Raw genomic sequence first — 17085 nt, 5'->3', positions numbered from 1 at the left:
AATAGCGCCTTTAAGCGCTTGAGCTTTTTATACTACATATGGAGGTTCTTATGAGCAGCCCAAAATTCAAACGCGTGGTTTTGAAATTAAGTGGAGAAGCTTTAGCAGGAGAGCAAGGTTTCGGAATTAATCCTTCAGTAATTAAATCAATCGCTGCACAGGTTAAGGATCTGGCTGAACTAGGTGTTGAAGTTGCTGTTGTTGTCGGCGGCGGAAACATCTGGCGAGGAAAGATCGGAGAAGAAATGGGTATGGACAGAGCAAACGCCGACTATATGGGCATGCTTGCAACTGTTATGAACTCATTGGCATTGCAGGATAGCCTCGAGAATCTTGGGGTGGAGACAAGAGTTCAAACCTCAATCGAGATGAGACAGGTTGCTGAACCGTACATCCGCAGAAGAGCTATCCGCCATCTTGAGAAAAAGCGGGTTGTGATCTTTGCTGCAGGAACCGGAAATCCTTACTTCTCTACTGATACTACAGCAGCATTGCGAGCTGCAGAAATTGAAGCAGAAGTAATTCTTATGGCGAAAAACAATGTTGATGGGGTCTATTCAGCTGATCCCCGCGTTGATAAAAACGCGAAAAAATACGATGAACTTTCCTATCTTGATGTTTTGAAAGAAGGATTGGCTGTAATGGATTCTACAGCATCATCTTTATGCATGGATAACAACATTCCGTTAATTGTATTTTCAATCATGGAAAAAGGCAATATTAACCGCGCCGTAATGGGTGAAACAATCGGAACAATCGTTAGGGGGAAAAAGTAATGCCAAAACAAGTTATTGCAGATGCAAAAGAAAGAATGACTAAAGCAATTTCAGCGTATACAAGGGAGCTTGCCAGCATCCGTGCAGGTAAAGCCAACGCTTCTTTGCTTGATCGCATCACTGTTGATTACTACGGTGCGCCGACTCCTGTTAACCAGCTTGCCGGAGTGTCTGCTCCTGAAGCGCGCCTTTTAGTCATAACGCCTTATGACAAAACTATACTGGGAGAAATTGAAAAGGCCATTCTAAAATCTGATATCGGCTTAAATCCCTCAAATGACGGCAGTGTAATCAGACTGGCTATTCCACAGCTTACAGAAGAACGCCGTAAAGAGCTTGTTAAGGTTGTTAAAAAAGAATCAGAAGAAGCAAAAGTTGCCATCCGCAATGTTCGCCGCGATGCCAATGATGACCTGAAAAAGCTTGAGAAAAATGGAGAGATCACTGAAGACGATCTCCGCGGTTTTTCTGATGATATTCAAAAACTTACGGATGACCACATCAGCAAGATTGACGAATTAACAAAAGAAAAAGAAAAAGAAATCCTTGCAGTCTGATTTATTCTATAGTGAGAACCCTCTATCAATAGGGGGTTCTTTTACTCTTTGGGAGCCATACATAATCTGATCATGCGTTTAGGCGCCGACTGTGCTGATATATGCGAAGAAGGCAGTTTCCTATCCTGAATTAACTTTCTGGTAACATATAGAGATATATTTAATTATTTTTGGTATGATATTATCATGCGGAAAGAGGCAATATCATGATTTTACCATTAGAATAATCTCTAAAAGATACTATGACTGAATTTCAACTATCAATAAGCGGGAAAAATCCCCTGCTGATTGAAGTTTCACACTTTGTCTTTTATCGGAGGATTAACCTATTTTAAAGGAGCAGACTTATGTTTGATAAAATGAAGTTATGGAAGTCCCAAAACAGTTCTTCCGATCTCCGAGAGAGAGTTGAAAAAATAAAAGAATTGCACATTCCTGAGCATGTTGCCATTATTATGGATGGGAATGGCAGATGGGCAAAAAAACGAGCGCTTCCAAGAGTTGCCGGCCATCATGAGGGAATGAAAGTTGTCCGAAAAATTACCAGATTTGCAAGTGATATTGGAGTGAAGACTCTAACTTTATATGCATTCTCAACTGAGAATTGGAAACGGCCCAAAATGGAAGTGGACTTTCTGATGAAACTGCCTGAGGAATTTCTGGGCACTTTTCTGCCTGAGCTGGTAGAAGAAAATGTGCAAGTAAGAATGATTGGTTATTTTGACCACCTGCCTGCCCATACCCGAAAAGCAGTTTCCAAAGCGATGGAAGAGACAAAAAATAACACCGGCCTGGTGCTGAACTTTGCACTAAATTATGGGAGCAGAGCAGAAATACTCGAAGCCGTCAGGCATGTCTTAAATGATTGCAAAAGTGGTATAATGAATGAAAATGAATTGGATGAAGAAAAATTCTCATCCTACCTTATGACAGGCGGATTAAAGGATCCTGATCTGCTGATACGCACAAGCGGTGAAATCAGATTAAGCAATTTTATGCTCTGGCAGCTTGCATACACAGAATTCTGGTTTACAGATGTCTTATGGCCGGATTTCAATGAAGAGCAAATGCTTGAAGCGATCGAAGTATTCCAAAGCCGCCAGAGGCGTTTTGGAGGAGTACAATAAAGGTGTTGAAAATTGAATGAAACAGCGTATTATCACAGCCATTATATTTGGAGCAATCCTCCTGCCGATCATTATATATGGAGGCATGCCAATCATCATCCTGGCATATTTACTGGCATCCATTGCACTATATGAACTATTGAAAATGAGGAACTTAAGTTTATTCTCGATTCCAGGTATTATTTCTTTACTTTTATTGTGGGTTTTCCTTTTGCCTAAAGAATTTCAGTCATTCCTGGATGATTTGAATTATACAAAAATTGAGGTAGCTCTTTTTGGAGTGCTTCTTTTCTTAACGTATACAGTCGCAACAAAAAACAAATTTACTTTTGATGATGTGGCTTTTTCGATAATGTCTACTTTATATGTTGGCATTGGATTTTACTATTTTATGGAGACACGCTTCGCAGATCAGGGCCTGACCTATCTCTTTTTTGCATTATTCCTTATTTGGGCAACAGATTCAGGTGCCTACTTTATTGGAAAGGCAATGGGAAAGAAAAAGCTTTGGCCTGAAATCAGCCCGAATAAGACTGTGGAAGGGTCACTTGGCGGTGTAGCCTGTGCGCTTGCTGTTTCGGTATTATTTATTATCTTTACAGATATTGATGAGTCCCTGCTGGGGCTATTAGTAATTACAGCCATCCTGTCAGTGTTTGGGCAAATAGGGGATTTAGTGGAGTCAGCATTAAAGCGTCATTATAATGTAAAAGACTCAGGAAATATTCTGCCTGGACATGGCGGAATCCTGGACCGTTTTGACAGTTTGTTATTCGTCCTGCCTTTGCTCCACTTTTTTCATCTGCTGTAACCTATTGGCTAGAGAGCAGTATTCATTTGGATACTAGATAAATGTCCAGCTCCAGCGCCTGCCACCTCGAGGTCTTAAGCCGTTCCTGCAGAAAGGCAAAAAACGCCTTTCTTGAAGGCTCGTCTTATGGTTGTTGGGGGTGGGCAAGGCGCTTCCGCTTTTCTTATTAGGAGGAGACTATGAAACATATCAGTTTGATGGGGGCAACAGGGTCTATTGGCACTCAGACCCTCGAAATTATTAAAGAGCACCCCGAGGAATTTAAGCTGGCAGCCATGTCTGCCGGCAGGAATATAGATCTTGCCAGGAAGATTATCTCTGACTTTCAGCCTGAACTTGTCTCACTTTCAGAAAAAAGTTCCGCAGATATTCTTAAAGCGGAGTTTCCCGGCATAACATTTACATATGGACATGAAGGTTTGATAGAGGTTGCCGTTTACAAAAAATCAGAAATACTGGTTAATGCTGTATTAGGCAGTGTAGGCCTAAGCCCTACCCTGCAGGCGATTGAGGAAAAGAAGACTATCGCTATCGCGAATAAGGAAACCCTTGTGACAGCCGGCCATCTGGTCATGGAAGCAGCAAACCGAAATGGTGTAACGCTCCTTCCAGTAGACAGTGAACACTCTGCTATTTTTCAATCTCTGCAGGGGGAAAAAGAAAAAAATATTGAAAGGCTCATTTTAACAGCTTCGGGAGGCAGTTTCAGAGACCGCTCCCGCAAGGAATTGGAAAATGTGACTGTTGAAGAGGCGCTTAATCATCCGAATTGGTCAATGGGAGCAAAAATCACCATCGATTCTGCCACTATGATGAATAAGGGACTTGAAGTTATTGAAGCGCATTGGCTTTTCTCAATGGATTACAGTAGAATAGATGTCCTTCTCCATAAAGAAAGCATTATCCATTCCATGGTGGAATATCATGACAGCAGTGTCATCGCACAGCTTGGCACCCCGGATATGAGAGTACCTATACAGTATGCATTAACTTATCCAGACAGGCTCCCGCTGCGAACAGCAAAACGTCTGAATCTTGCTGAAATCGGCAAGCTCCATTTTGCAGAAATGGACTTTAATCGTTTTCGCTGCCTGAAATTTGCCTATGAAGCCGGAAAAGTAGGCGGATCAATGCCAGCCGTATTGAATGCAGCAAATGAAGCTGCTGTTGCTGCATTTCTGGATGGAAAGATTACCTTCCTGCAAATAGAAGATTTCATCGAAAGAGCACTGGGCAGCCATGACGTTATCTCAAATCCAAGCCTGAATGAAATTCAGGAAACAGATTTGGAAACGAGAAAATATGTTAACTCGCTTCTATAAGCTTGTGTTCAAGTGCTGAAGAGTGCGTAACAGATGATAACTTAATGCACTTACCAGCGGCATTTGAACAACCTCTAAAAAAAGGTGGTTAAAACTTGAGTACAGTAATAGCCTTTATAGTTATTTTCGGGGCACTGGTTTTTTTTCATGAACTCGGACATTTAATATTCGCAAAAAGAGCAGGAATACTCTGCCGGGAATTTGCAATTGGATTCGGACCAAAGGTGTTTTCCTTTAAAAAAGATGAAACGGTATACACGATTCGTCTTCTGCCCATCGGCGGGTTTGTCCGCATGGCCGGTGAAGATCCTGAAATGGTGGAAATCAAACCAGGCTACCGCATTGGCTTAATCCTTGATAAAAACGAGGAAGTTAGCAAAATTATATTAAACAACAAAGATAAGTATCCTGATGCAAGAATCGTTGAAGTTGAAGATGCTGATATTGAGCATACCCTTGTAATAAAAGGATATGTTGAGGGAGAAGAGGATGAGTCAATCCAAATTTTCAAAGTCAGCCGTTCAGCGGTACTGGTTGAGGATGGGACCGAAACGCTCATTGCTCCGTATGACCGTCAATTTGCATCAAAGACCTTGGGCCAGAGAACAATGGCGATTTTCGCAGGCCCAATGATGAATTTTGTTCTGGCTTTTATCGTTTTTGTTCTAATAGCCTTATTGCAGGGCATTCCAACAAATGAACCTGCCCTTGGCAAGCTGACGCCTGATGGTGCAGCATATGAAGCTGGGCTTAAGGAAGGCGATATGGTTCAAAGTGTGGATGGAGCCGAAATTTCAAGCTGGTCAGATGTAGTGGAAATCATTAGAAAGAACCCAAGTGAAGAACTAGAATTTTTAGTGGAAAGAAACGGCCAGGAACATACAATATCGGTTACACCAAAGGTTCAGGATGTAGAAGGCGAAAAAATAGGGATCATTGGTGTTTATAGCCCGATGGAAAAGTCTCCATTAAAGGCTATTACCTACGGAGCCAAGGAAACTTATTTCTGGACGAAAGAAATTTTTGTCATGCTTGGCAAGCTTGTCACTGGACAGTTTTCTATTGATGCATTATCAGGCCCGGTAGGCATTTATGTTTCAACAGATACTGTAGCCAAATCCGGCATCTACTACCTGATGAAATGGGCAGGAATTCTTAGCATAAATCTGGGAATTATGAACCTGCTTCCAATTCCGGCTCTTGATGGCGGAAGATTAATGTTCTTTGCAGTTGAGGCTGTAAGAGGGAAGCCGATTGACCGCCACAAAGAGGGAATGGTACATTTTATTGGCTTTGCACTTTTAATGCTGCTAATGCTAGTGGTTACTTGGAACGATATTCAGAGATTTTTCCTTTAAAAAGTTAATGCAGCTGCAGTATTCCTGCATAAAAAATAGGTGCAATATCCTTTGGTTTAGACGAAAAAACGGGTTCCAAAATGGAATCCGTTTTTTTAAATCACTATCTGATACGATATGTTATAATTAAGTCCGTCTGTTTTTTTAAATACATTAAAAAATTCAACTTAAAATAGAAACCAAGATTATTGGATGGGAGAGAGAAAGATGAGCGAACCTTCTAGATTTCAGCTCTTGCTCCAGCAGATGCAGCTAACTGAAGATGCCTTTGTGCAGCACTTTCATGATGCCCAAATCGAAAGGGTCATAGTCGAAAGACAGTCACGGAAATGGCATTTTTACTTTGCCTTTCCAAAGATTTTGCCTTGCAGTGTATATAGCCGTTTTACAGATCAGCTGGAAAAAACATTTTCCCATATCGCAGAAATTTCATATAGCATCTCTGTTAGAAATCAGGATTTTACTGAACAGCTTGTACTTGAATACTGGCATAACTGCATTAAAGAAATGGATGGCATGGCGCCGCCGCTTTTAAAACTTCTGAATGAACAGGTTCCTTCTGTACAGGGCAACAAACTTATCATTAAAGTCCGTAATGAATTGGAAGGATTGTCTATCAAGAAGAAGTATGCTGGCACTATTTCAGATGTTTTTCAAGTGTTTGGCTTTCCGGCATTATCAGTTGATACAGAAGTATCTATTGATGGTTCCAATGAAGAATATGAAAAATTCATGGAAGCCAAACGCAAAGAAGACCAGGAGCGTGGTCTCCAGGCAGCAATCGAGATGCAGAAGAAAGAAGCGGAAGCTGAATCTGCAGATCACACAGCACCTAAGGGGCCGCTTACAATCGGACTTACCATTAAAGATGATGCAGATTACCGCAAATTGATTGATATAGTAGATGAAGAACGCCGGGTAGCCGTTGAAGGCTACGTTTTTGCTGCTGAGACCAGAGAGCTGCGCAGCGGCCGGACGCTCTTAACTTTTAAAATTACGGATTATACCAGTTCCATTCTAGTAAAAATGTTTTCTCGGGATAAAGAGGATGCCGCTTTATACCAGCATATTCAAAAAGGGATGTGGCTAAAGGTCCGCGGAAGCATTCAAAACGATACATTTGTCCGTGATCTGGTAATGATCGGGAATGATATTAATGAGATCAAACCTATCCAAAGGCAGGATACATCGCCTGCTGAAGAAAAAAGGGTTGAACTTCATCTTCATACACCGATGAGCCAAATGGATGCTGTTTCATCTGTCAGTGCACTGGTTTCCCAGGCGAAAAAATGGGGCCATAAAGCTGTAGCCATTACGGATCATGCTGTTGCTCAATCATTCCCTGAAGCTTATGGTGCCGGGAAAAAGAATGATATTAAGATTCTGTATGGAATTGAAGCGAACCTTGTGGATGATGGTGTACCGATTGCTTATAATGATTCGCATCGCAAGCTTACTGAAGATACCTATGTGGTATTTGATGTTGAGACAACCGGCTTATCAGCTGTATATGATACGATTATTGAGCTTGCCGCAGTTAAGATTCATGATGGTGAAATCATTGATCGTTTTGAATCCTTTGCAAACCCTCATCACCCTTTATCCGCAACAACCATTAATCTGACTGGAATAACAGATGATCTGGTGGAGAATGCACCGGAAGTGGAAGATGTTCTGAAGAAGTTCCATGAATGGACCGGAGATGCTGTTTTAGTAGCACATAATGCTTCATTCGACATGGGCTTCCTGAATGTTGGCTATAAAAAGATCGGTATTGGCAAGGCGCCTAATCCTGTAATAGATACTCTTGAACTCGCACGTTTTTTATATCCTGACATGAAAAATCACCGTCTGAATACCCTTGCCAAAAAATTCGATGTTGAACTCACCCAGCATCACCGTGCAATATATGATGCGGAAGCAACCGGCTATCTGCTTCTTAAAATGCTAAAAGGTGCAGAGGAAAAAGGAATCGAATATCATGATCAATTCAATGATAATATGGGACAGGGAAATGCTTATCAGCGTGCAAGGCCTGCCCATTGCACCCTGCTTGCACAAACAGAAACGGGTCTGAAAAACCTCTTTAAACTTGTATCCATCTCGCATATGGAATACTTTTACAGAGTGCCGCGCATTCCCAGGTCAGTCCTTCAAAAGCATCGGGAAGGAATACTGGTTGGTTCCGGGTGCGATAAAGGTGAAGTTTTTGAAGGCATGATGCAGAAATCTCCGGATGAAGTGGAAGATACAGCACAATTCTATGATTATCTTGAAGTGCATCCAAAAGCCGTTTATGCACACCTTTTAGAGCTTGAACTTGTGAGAGATGAAAAAGCGCTGGAAGAAATCATCACTAATATTGTAAAACTGGGAGATAAGCTTGGTCTGCCGGTAGTCGCAACAGGTAATGTCCATTACCTGAATCCAAATGATAAAATCTACCGGAAAATCCTTGTTAATTCACAGGGAGGAGCGAATCCGCTTAATCGCCATCAGCTTCCAGATGTTCATTTCAGGTCTACCAATGAAATGCTTGACGCTTTTTCATTTCTCGGCAAAGACAAAGCGAAGGAAATTGTAGTAGAGAATACGAACAAAATAGCAGATATGATTGAAGAAATAAAGCCGATTAAAGATGATTTGTATACGCCAAAAATTGAAGGCGCAGATGAAGAGATGCGCAGCATGAGTTACGGAATGGCAAGAAGGATCTATGGTGATCCGCTTCCTGAGATTGTTGAGGCGCGCCTTGAAAAAGAACTTAAGAGTATTATCGGACATGGTTTCGCGGTTATCTATCTGATCTCTCATAAGCTTGTAAAAAAATCACTGGATGATGGCTATCTGGTTGGTTCCCGTGGATCTGTCGGATCCTCTTTTGTTGCGACGATGACCGAAATAACGGAGGTAAATCCTCTGCCGCCGCATTACGTTTGCCCGGAATGCAAAACATCCGAGTTTTTCAATGACGGATCAGTGGGCTCCGGTTTCGACCTGCCTGATAAAGATTGCCCGAGCTGCGGAGCAAAATATAAAAAAGATGGACATGATATTCCGTTCGAAACGTTCCTTGGTTTCAAGGGAGATAAAGTTCCCGATATTGACTTGAACTTCTCCGGGGAATACCAGCCCAGAGCCCATAACTATACAAAGGTGCTATTCGGGGAGGATTATGTATACCGTGCTGGAACAATCGGTACTGTTGCCGATAAAACAGCTTATGGTTACGTCAAAGCATACCAGAACGATAATAATCTGCAAATAAGGGGTGCGGAAATTGACAGGCTGGCTTCCGGCTGTACAGGGGTAAAGCGGACAACCGGACAGCACCCGGGCGGCATCATTGTTGTGCCGGATTACATGGATATTTACGACTTTTCGCCTATTCAGTTCCCTGCAGACGACCGGACATCTGAATGGAAAACAACCCATTTTGACTTCCATTCCATTCATGATAATCTATTAAAACTTGATATACTTGGTCACGATGATCCGACTGTTATTAGGATGCTTCAGGACCTTAGCGGAATTGATCCAAAAACCATTCCAACAGATGACCCTGAAGTAATGAAGATTTTCAGCGGGCCGGAATCACTTGGTGTGACCGAAGAGCAAATCATGTGTAAAACCGGAACACTCGGCATACCCGAATTTGGTACACGATTTGTCCGCCAGATGCTCGAAGATACGAAGCCGACCACTTTCTCAGAGCTTGTGCAGATTTCAGGTCTTTCACATGGTACAGATGTTTGGCTCGGAAATGCCCAGGAATTAATCCATAATAATATTTGTAACCTAAGTGAAGTAATCGGCTGCCGTGATGATATAATGGTTTATTTAATCTATCAGGGCCTTGAGCCTGCTTTTGCTTTCAAAATTATGGAATCGGTCCGTAAGGGTAAAGGCCTAAGCGATGAGATGGAAGAGGAAATGAGAAAGAATGAAGTCCCTGAATGGTATATTGATTCCTGTAAAAAGATTAAATACATGTTCCCTAAAGCCCATGCAGCTGCTTACGTATTAATGGCTGTCCGGATTGCGTACTTTAAAGTGCACCATCCGCTTCTTTACTATGCAGCATATTTTACTGTCCGTGCAGAAGACTTTGACGTGGATGCAATGGTTAAAGGATCCCAGGCGATCCGTGCACGCATCGAAGAAATCAATGCAAAGGGTCTTGATGCTTCAACGAAAGAAAAGAACCTGCTGACTGTAATGGAATTGGCTCTGGAAATGAACGAAAGGGGCTTTAACTTCCAAAAGGTGGACTTATACCGCTCAAGCGCAAGTGAGTTTATCATAGATGGAAATTCCTTGATCCCGCCGTTTAATTCCATTCCGGGTTTGGGCACAAACGCAGCATTCAATATAGTTAAAGCAAGGGGAGAAGGGGAATTCCTTTCGAAGGAAGATCTGCAGCAGCGCGGAAAAGTGTCCAAGACGATTATCGAGTATCTTGATAACCATGGCTGCCTGGAATCCCTTCCGGAACAAAATCAGCTGTCTCTATTCTAAAAATAAGACCAGCGAATGGTCCAAACCCTTCTGCTGACAGCTATTCCATTTGCATAAAAAAATTGGTTATGGTATAGTTTTATTGGAAATACTAAGAATAACTCTCGCAAAAGGAAGAGTGGGGCAACCCACTCTTTCGTGTTGTGTACGGTTTTTTCTTAATATCGGATCTATGTTAAAACTATATGTTAATTAAGTTTAGCAGAGCCAATTTCTGAGTTATTGATTGAAAAACAGCGCTTTAGAATCCAGGAAAAAGGAGGGATATGAATGAGCAAAGTGACTGAAACGGTGGAACAACTGGTCACCCCTATTGTGGATGAACTTAATTTAGAATTAGTCGACATTGAATATGTAAAAGAAGGGAAAGACTGGTTCCTTCGCGTATTTATTGATAAAGAAACTGGTGTTGATATCGAGGAATGCGGAATGGTCAGTGAAAAGCTAAGCGAAAAGCTTGATGCTGAAGATCCGATTCCATACAACTATTTCTTGGAAGTTTCATCGCCGGGAGCTGAACGCCCTCTTAAGAAAGACAGTGATTTTATTAAAGCTGTCGGCAAGAATGTTTACATTAAAACATACGAGCCAATTGACGGTGAAAAAACGTTTGAAGGTGTGTTAACCCAATTTGACGGCGAGACCGTTACGGTAGAAGTGAAAATCAAAACAAGGAAGAAAAATATTGAAATTCCTTATGAGAAGGTAGCGAATGCCCGTTTAGCCGTTGTATTTTAATAACGGCTGATGGGGGCCTGCTTTTTAAGAAAAGCGGAAGCGCCTTGCGCTGGACAGTTATTGACATACAAAACTCAATACTTGTCTTAATAAGAAAAGCAAATTGCTGCTTTAGAGTTGATCATTTTTATAAGAGAAATAAAGGGGGATATAAATCTCATGAGCAGTGAACTTTTGGATGCTCTGACATTGCTTGAGAAAGAAAAAGGCATTTCTCGCGATGTGATTATCGAAGCCATTGAAGCTGCATTGGTGTCAGCCTACCGCAGAAACTTTAACCAGGCACAGAATGTGCGCATTGATTTAAACCTAGGGAACGGAACGATGAGAGTCTTTGCCCGCAAAGAGGTAGTGGATGAAGTATTTGATCCGCGTCTTGAGATCTCTGTTGAGGATGCTCAAAAAATCAACCCGAACTACCAGGTGGAAGATGTCGTAGAAATGGAAGTAACACCTAAGGATTTTGGGCGCATAGCTGCCCAGACGGCTAAACAGGTTGTTACACAGCGTGTCCGTGAAGCGGAAAGAGGCATCATTTATTCTGAATTTATCGACCGTGAAGAAGATATCATGACGGGAATAGTTCAGCGTACAGATCCTAAGTTCATCTATGTAAGCCTTGGAAAGATTGAAGCCATCCTTCCGGCAAACGAACAAATGCCAAATGAGCGTTATCAGCCCCATGACCGCATTAAAGTCTTTATTACAAAAGTAGAAAAGACAACAAAAGGACCACAGATCTTTGTAAGCAGAACCCATCCTGGCCTGCTGAAGAGATTATTTGAAATCGAAGTTCCTGAAATCTATGATGGAACAGTAGAAATCAAATCCGTTGCGCGTGAGGCAGGGGACCGTTCCAAGATCTCGGTTCATTCAGACAATGAAGAAGTTGATCCGGTAGGTTCATGTGTAGGGCCTAAGGGCACACGTGTACAGGCGGTAGTCAATGAGCTGAAGGGCGAAAAAATTGATATTGTAAAATGGTCTTCAGATCCAGTAGTATTCGTGGCAAATGCACTAAGTCCTTCAAAGGTGCTTGACGTAATCGTAAATGAAGATGACAAAGCAACAACTGTTGTAGTTCCTGATTATCAGCTTTCACTGGCAATCGGAAAGCGCGGACAGAATGCAAGACTAGCAGCAAAGCTTACAGGCTGGAAAATAGACATCAAATCGGAAACAGATGCCCGGGAAGCCGGAATTTATCCGAGGGATGAAAAACTGTTGAACTTTGATAATGATGATTATGAAAACGATGACTATGAAAATGATGCAGACTTCGATTTTCAGGATGAGCTTTTAGAGGAAAAAGAATAGGGAAGAGGTGAATGATCGTGAACAATCGCAAAAAAGTTCCTTTGCGAAAATGTGTCGCTACCGGTGAAATGAGGCCGAAAAAAGAACTCGTTCGCATCGTTCGCTCCAAAGAAGGCGAAGTATCTGTTGACCCGACCGGAAAAAAATCAGGGCGCGGGGCTTATCTTTCCAAAGAAAAGGAAGCAGTTTTGTTAGCAAAGAAGAAGAATATCTTAGCCAATCATTTAGAAGTTTCCATAGATGATGCTATCTATGAAGAACTCTTGGAGTTAATAGAGAAGGAGAAACGGCAATCCAAATGAACTCAAATCAATGGATGTCATTGCTTGGCTTAGCCAATCGGGCACGGAAAATTACTTCGGGAGAAGAGCTTGCTGTTAAAGAGATCAGAAACGGCAAAGCAAAGCTTGTTTTGCTGTCTGCAGATGCATCCGCAAATACGGCAAAAAAAGTTACAGATAAATGTAAATCATTTGGGGTTCCATATAAGCTGATACAAAACCGGGAAATGCTCGGCAAGGCTATAGGGAAGGAAGCCCGCGTTGTGGTGGCAGTGTTAGATGCCGGATTTGCAAAAAAGCTGTTAACGTTGCTCGATTAATACTAGCGGGGGTGAAAGTATGAGTAAAATGCGCGTTTATGAATATGCGAAAAAACATAACATTTCAAGCAAGGATGTTATTACAAAATTAAAAGACATGAATATTGAGGTTTCCAATCATATGACTACGATTGAGCCGGCGGCAGTCCAGAAGCTTGACGGTATTTTTATCAAGAATGACAGCCAGGCTCAAAAGCAGAGCAAACCTCAAAACCAGCAGAAGCCGCAGGGAAATCAAAAACCGGCTTCAAATAATAGTGCCGGCAATTCCACAGCTGCTAAAAGCAAGCCTCAGAATAAATCCGGTGAAAACAGAAGCCAGGGACAGGGCAGCCAGTCCGGCAAAAACTTCTCCGGCAATAACAGAGGCAATACCAACAACAGAAACAATAATAACAATAGAAACAATAACAATAACCGAAACAACAATAAGAATAAAAACAACAAAGGCAAACAGCAGCAGACGCATGTGGCCCCAGCTCCTAAAAAAGTGAAGGAGCTTCCTTCAAAAATTACTTTCAGCGAATCACTGACAGTAGCGGAACTTGCAAAGAAGCTTCACCGCGAGCCTTCTGAAATCATTAAAAAGCTATTTATGCTTGGTGTTATGGCAACCATTAACCAGGACCTAGACAAAGATGCGATTGAGCTGATTGCAGGTGAATACGGTGTCGAAGTAGAAGAAGAGATACTGGTTGATACAACCGATCTTGAAGTATACTTCGCTGAAGATGAAAATGCCGAACTGGTGGAACGTCCATCTGTTGTTACTATCATGGGACACGTTGACCATGGTAAAACAACATTGCTTGACTCCATCCGCAACACGAAAGTTACAGCGGGAGAAGCAGGCGGAATCACTCAGCATATTGGAGCTTATCAAGTTGAAGAAAACGGCAAAAAGATTACTTTCCTTGATACTCCCGGACACGCTGCATTCACAACTATGCGTGCCCGCGGTGCGAAAATTACCGATATAACAATTCTCGTTGTAGCAGCAGATGACGGTGTTATGCCGCAAACAGTAGAAGCAATTAACCATGCGAAAGCAGCAGAAGTGCCAATCATCGTTGCTGTTAATAAAATGGATAAGGAAGCAGCAAATCCTGACCGTGTTATGCAGGAATTGACTGAACATGGCCTGGTTCCAGAGGCATGGGGCGGAGACACAATCTTTGTTCCAATCTCAGCAATTAAAGGCGAGGGAATTGATGAATTGCTTGAAATGATTCTTCTTGTAGGTGAAGTGGAAGAATACAAAGCAAATCCTGACCGCAATGCCGTTGGTACAGTTATCGAAGCACAGCTTGACAAAGGACGCGGCTCAGTTGCGACTCTGCTTGTGCAAAACGGTACATTGAAGGTAGGAGATCCAATCGTTGTCGGTAACTCATTTGGACGTGTCCGTGCAATGGTTAATGACCTTGGCCGCCGTGTGAAAACTGCCGGACCTTCAACTCCTGTTGAGATTACAGGTCTTAACGATGTTCCTCAAGCCGGTGACCGATTCGCTGTTCTTGATGATGAAAAGACAGCCCGTCAGGTTGGTGAAGCTCGTGCCCAGCAGGCATTGCAGGCTCAAAGAAATGAAAAAACACGCGTAAGTCTGGATAACTTGTTTGAACATATGAAACAAGGGGAAATGAAAGACTTAAACATCGTTGTGAAAGCAGACGTTCAAGGTTCAGCGGAAGCATTGACAGCTGCTCTTCATAAAATTGATGTAGAAGGTGTTAATGTTCGCATCCTTCATACAGGTGTAGGTGCCATTAACGAGTCTGACATCACTTTAGCTGCTGCTTTCAACGCTATTGTGATCGGATTCAATGTACGTCCTGACAATAACGCGAAACGTGCTGCAGATGCAGAAAATGTTGACATCCGTCTGCACCGCATCATCTACAAAGTAATAGAGGAAATCGAATTGGCGATGCAAGGTATGCTGGATCCTGAGTTCCAGGAAAAAATTATCGGCCAGGCTGAAGTACGCCAGACATTCAAAGTTTCCAAAATCGGTACAATTGCAGGTTCTTATGTCACAGACGGAAAAATCACCCGTGACAGCGGCGTTCGTTTAATCCGCGATGGAGTAGTAATTTTTGAAGGCGAAGTTGATGCTCTTAAGCGATTCAAAGATGACGCTAAAGAAGTAGCCCAAGGCTATGAATGCGGTATTACCATCAAAAACTTCAATGACGTTAAAGAAGGCGACGTCATCGAAGCATATATAATGGAAGAAGTGGAACGTTAATGATAATTGGGCTTGCTGCCTGTGAATGTATCATTTATGACACACATTCTTTGAAAGAAAAACGGGCTGTTTTGCAGCGTATTCTAACCCGGCTGAAACAAAGATACAATGTTTCTGTATCTGAGGTGGACTATCAGGACCTATGGCAGCGGACCAAAATTGCCATTGTGGCCGTTTCGTCCACCCAGGTTTCAACTGAACACGAGCTGCAAAATGCGCTGAAAATGATTGATTCGTTCCCTGAAATTGAGCGGACAATTACAGATTTAGAGTGGCTTTAAGAAGAGGTGATATAGAATGAGCCTTAGAGCAAATCGAGTTGGAGAACAAATGAAAAAAGAACTGGGCGAAATCATCAGCCGAAAAATCAAGGACCCGCGGGTTGGTTTTGTAACTGTCACTGATGTTCAAGTTACCGGGGATCTCCAGCAGGCAACCGTGTTTATTTCCGTTCTGGGTGATGAGGAACAGCGGGAGAATACGCTTCGCGGGCTGGCTAAAGCAAAAGGCTTTATCCGATCTGAAATCGGCCAGCGAATCCGGCTGCGCAAAACACCGGAAATTCTATTCGAATTTGATGAATCAATCGACTACGGAAACCGTATTGAATCATTGCTTCATCAAATTCAGGACGAAGGCAGTTCCAAAGATGAGGAACGCTCCAAAGAAGAAGAATAATGGAATGGATAGACACTTTGTCTATCCATTTTTTTCTAAAGACAAATAGACAAGGTGGTACATAATATGGAAGGAATTTTGCCGCTTTTTAAACCTAAGGGCATGACATCCCATGATTGTGTTTTCAGGCTGCGGAAGATTTTGCGAATGAAAAAAATCGGCCACACCGGAACACTGGATCCTGACGTGACAGGAGTACTTCCAATTTGCCTTGGGAGGGCAACGAAGGTGGCTGAATACATAACAGATGCAGGGAAGTCTTATGAGGGAGAAGTCACAATAGGTTTTTCTACGACAACAGAAGATGCATCAGGTGAAATTGTGGAGAGGAAAGCTGTTGCAGCACCTATTACCAGAAATCAGGTGATGAAAGTACTTCAAAGCCTTACCGGGGAAATTACACAGACTCCCCCCATGTATTCAGCAGTAAAGGTAAATGGGAAGCGCCTCTATGAATATGCAAGACAGGGAATAGAAGTGGAGCGGCCATCCAGGAAAGTTACTATCTACTCAATCGAACTTCTCGATGACAGAGAGATGTTTGAGGGTGAGAATATTACCTTCCGTTTCCGTGTAGCCTGCAGCAAGGGTACATACATCCGTACACTTGCGGTCATGATTGGGTCTGAATTGGGATACCCAGCCCATATGTCTGATCTTGTAAGAATCCAGTCAGCCTCACTCACTCTTGATGATTGCCTGACATTTGAAGACATAGAAGACAGGGTCGAAAAGGGGACAATGGCTGAGGTTCTTCGACCTATGGAAGCTGCGCTTTCTCATTTGCCGAAATTTCAAATAAGTGATAAAGTAGCAGAGAAAGTAAAAAATGGGGCTGTATTAACTATCCCTGATCATTTACTCGACACTAAAGGCCCAATCGCAATTGAGGAAAAAGAAGGTCTTGTTCTGGCGATTTATGAGCATCACCCCCGCAAACCAGGGTTAATGAAGCCAGTAAAAGTGTTAAGGAATGATCAATAAGCACTTGTTAAAAAGCTGTGCATTTATATAGGTCCAGGCTCTGTAGA

General features: G+C 42.4%; 15 protein-coding genes. All 15 read left to right on the top strand.

What is annotated here, in order from left to right; translation table 11 throughout:
* Positions 1-50 precede the first annotated feature (50 nt).
* The 15 genes from pyrH (at position 51) to truB (ending at position 17038) form a co-directional block, all read left to right on the top strand.
* The gene (gene pyrH, locus NYE23_RS11780; protein WP_163145104.1) at positions 51-776 is read left to right on the top strand and encodes a UMP kinase; all 726 of its coding nucleotides are present in this window, start codon (positions 51-53) and stop codon (positions 774-776) included.
* Positions 776-1333, top strand: coding sequence for a ribosome recycling factor (gene frr / locus NYE23_RS11775; protein ID WP_035329016.1), 558 nt, complete (start codon positions 776-778; stop codon positions 1331-1333). The genes pyrH and frr overlap by 1 nt, the downstream gene beginning before the upstream one ends.
* 347 nt (positions 1334-1680) lie before the next feature.
* Positions 1681-2460, top strand: coding sequence for an isoprenyl transferase (locus tag NYE23_RS11770; RefSeq protein ID WP_341078026.1), 780 nt, complete (start codon positions 1681-1683; stop codon positions 2458-2460).
* A 16-nt stretch (positions 2461-2476) separates the two neighbouring features.
* Entirely contained in the window at positions 2477-3271 is a 795-nt protein-coding gene (locus NYE23_RS11765) for a phosphatidate cytidylyltransferase (RefSeq protein WP_341078024.1), read from the top strand.
* A 179-nt stretch (positions 3272-3450) separates the two neighbouring features.
* Positions 3451-4593: a 1-deoxy-D-xylulose-5-phosphate reductoisomerase gene (gene dxr / locus NYE23_RS11760; RefSeq protein WP_341078023.1), complete on the top strand. Its 1143-nt coding sequence runs from the start codon at positions 3451-3453 to the stop codon at positions 4591-4593.
* 95 nt (positions 4594-4688) lie between these two features.
* On the top strand, positions 4689-5951 hold the full coding sequence (gene rseP / locus NYE23_RS11755; RefSeq protein ID WP_076255837.1) for an RIP metalloprotease RseP: 1263 nt from the start codon (positions 4689-4691) through the stop codon (positions 5949-5951).
* A 207-nt stretch (positions 5952-6158) separates the two neighbouring features.
* On the top strand, positions 6159-10469 hold the full coding sequence (locus NYE23_RS11750) for a PolC-type DNA polymerase III (RefSeq protein WP_341078021.1): 4311 nt from the start codon (positions 6159-6161) through the stop codon (positions 10467-10469).
* Positions 10470-10739: 270 nt separating this feature from the next.
* Positions 10740-11207, top strand: coding sequence for a ribosome maturation factor RimP (gene rimP / locus NYE23_RS11745; protein WP_341078019.1), 468 nt, complete (start codon positions 10740-10742; stop codon positions 11205-11207).
* 159 nt (positions 11208-11366) lie between these two features.
* Positions 11367-12524, top strand: a complete 1158-nt coding sequence (gene nusA / locus NYE23_RS11740; RefSeq protein WP_341078018.1) for a transcription termination factor NusA — start codon at positions 11367-11369, stop codon at positions 12522-12524.
* 17 nt (positions 12525-12541) lie between these two features.
* Positions 12542-12826, top strand: coding sequence for an RNase P modulator RnpM (gene rnpM, locus NYE23_RS11735; protein WP_009330705.1), 285 nt, complete (start codon positions 12542-12544; stop codon positions 12824-12826).
* Positions 12823-13125, top strand: coding sequence for a YlxQ family RNA-binding protein (locus NYE23_RS11730; protein ID WP_009330704.1), 303 nt, complete (start codon positions 12823-12825; stop codon positions 13123-13125). Before rnpM ends, NYE23_RS11730 begins: the two co-directional genes overlap by 4 nt.
* 19 nt (positions 13126-13144) lie before the next feature.
* Positions 13145-15376 (top strand): translation initiation factor IF-2, encoded by a 2232-nt coding sequence (infB, locus tag NYE23_RS11725; RefSeq protein WP_341078017.1) that lies wholly within the window; start codon positions 13145-13147, stop codon positions 15374-15376.
* A complete protein-coding gene (locus NYE23_RS11720) occupies positions 15376-15657 on the top strand; it encodes a DUF503 domain-containing protein (protein WP_009330702.1) in 282 nt (93 codons plus the stop codon). The genes infB and NYE23_RS11720 overlap by 1 nt, the downstream gene beginning before the upstream one ends.
* A gap of 16 nt (positions 15658-15673) precedes the next feature.
* Positions 15674-16054 (top strand): 30S ribosome-binding factor RbfA, encoded by a 381-nt coding sequence (gene rbfA, locus NYE23_RS11715; protein WP_341078016.1) that lies wholly within the window; start codon positions 15674-15676, stop codon positions 16052-16054.
* A gap of 66 nt (positions 16055-16120) precedes the next feature.
* Entirely contained in the window at positions 16121-17038 is a 918-nt protein-coding gene (gene truB, locus NYE23_RS11710; protein WP_341078014.1) for a tRNA pseudouridine(55) synthase TruB, read from the top strand.
* The last annotated feature ends 47 nt before the right edge of the window (positions 17039-17085 follow it).

The sequence above is a fragment of the Cytobacillus sp. FSL H8-0458 genome (assembly GCF_038002165.1).
Classification (GTDB): domain Bacteria; phylum Bacillota; class Bacilli; order Bacillales; family Cytobacillaceae; genus Cytobacillus.
Note: the sequence above shows the minus strand (reverse complement) of the source record. Positions and strands in the feature narration are given on the sequence as shown.

Coding starts and splice junctions, on each gene's coding strand:
- pyrH (WP_163145104.1), top strand. CDS start 51: ATGAGCAGCCCAAAATTCAAACGCGTGGTTTTGAAATTAAGTGGAGAA.
- frr (WP_035329016.1), top strand. CDS start 776: ATGCCAAAACAAGTTATTGCAGATGCAAAAGAAAGAATGACTAAAGCA.
- NYE23_RS11770 (WP_341078026.1), top strand. CDS start 1,681: ATGTTTGATAAAATGAAGTTATGGAAGTCCCAAAACAGTTCTTCCGAT.
- NYE23_RS11765 (WP_341078024.1), top strand. CDS start 2,477: ATGAAACAGCGTATTATCACAGCCATTATATTTGGAGCAATCCTCCTG.
- dxr (WP_341078023.1), top strand. CDS start 3,451: ATGAAACATATCAGTTTGATGGGGGCAACAGGGTCTATTGGCACTCAG.
- NYE23_RS11750 (WP_341078021.1), top strand. CDS start 6,159: ATGAGCGAACCTTCTAGATTTCAGCTCTTGCTCCAGCAGATGCAGCTA.
- rimP (WP_341078019.1), top strand. CDS start 10,740: ATGAGCAAAGTGACTGAAACGGTGGAACAACTGGTCACCCCTATTGTG.
- nusA (WP_341078018.1), top strand. CDS start 11,367: ATGAGCAGTGAACTTTTGGATGCTCTGACATTGCTTGAGAAAGAAAAA.
- NYE23_RS11730 (WP_009330704.1), top strand. CDS start 12,823: ATGAACTCAAATCAATGGATGTCATTGCTTGGCTTAGCCAATCGGGCA.
- infB (WP_341078017.1), top strand. CDS start 13,145: ATGAGTAAAATGCGCGTTTATGAATATGCGAAAAAACATAACATTTCA.
- NYE23_RS11720 (WP_009330702.1), top strand. CDS start 15,376: ATGATAATTGGGCTTGCTGCCTGTGAATGTATCATTTATGACACACAT.
- rbfA (WP_341078016.1), top strand. CDS start 15,674: ATGAGCCTTAGAGCAAATCGAGTTGGAGAACAAATGAAAAAAGAACTG.
- truB (WP_341078014.1), top strand. CDS start 16,121: ATGGAAGGAATTTTGCCGCTTTTTAAACCTAAGGGCATGACATCCCAT.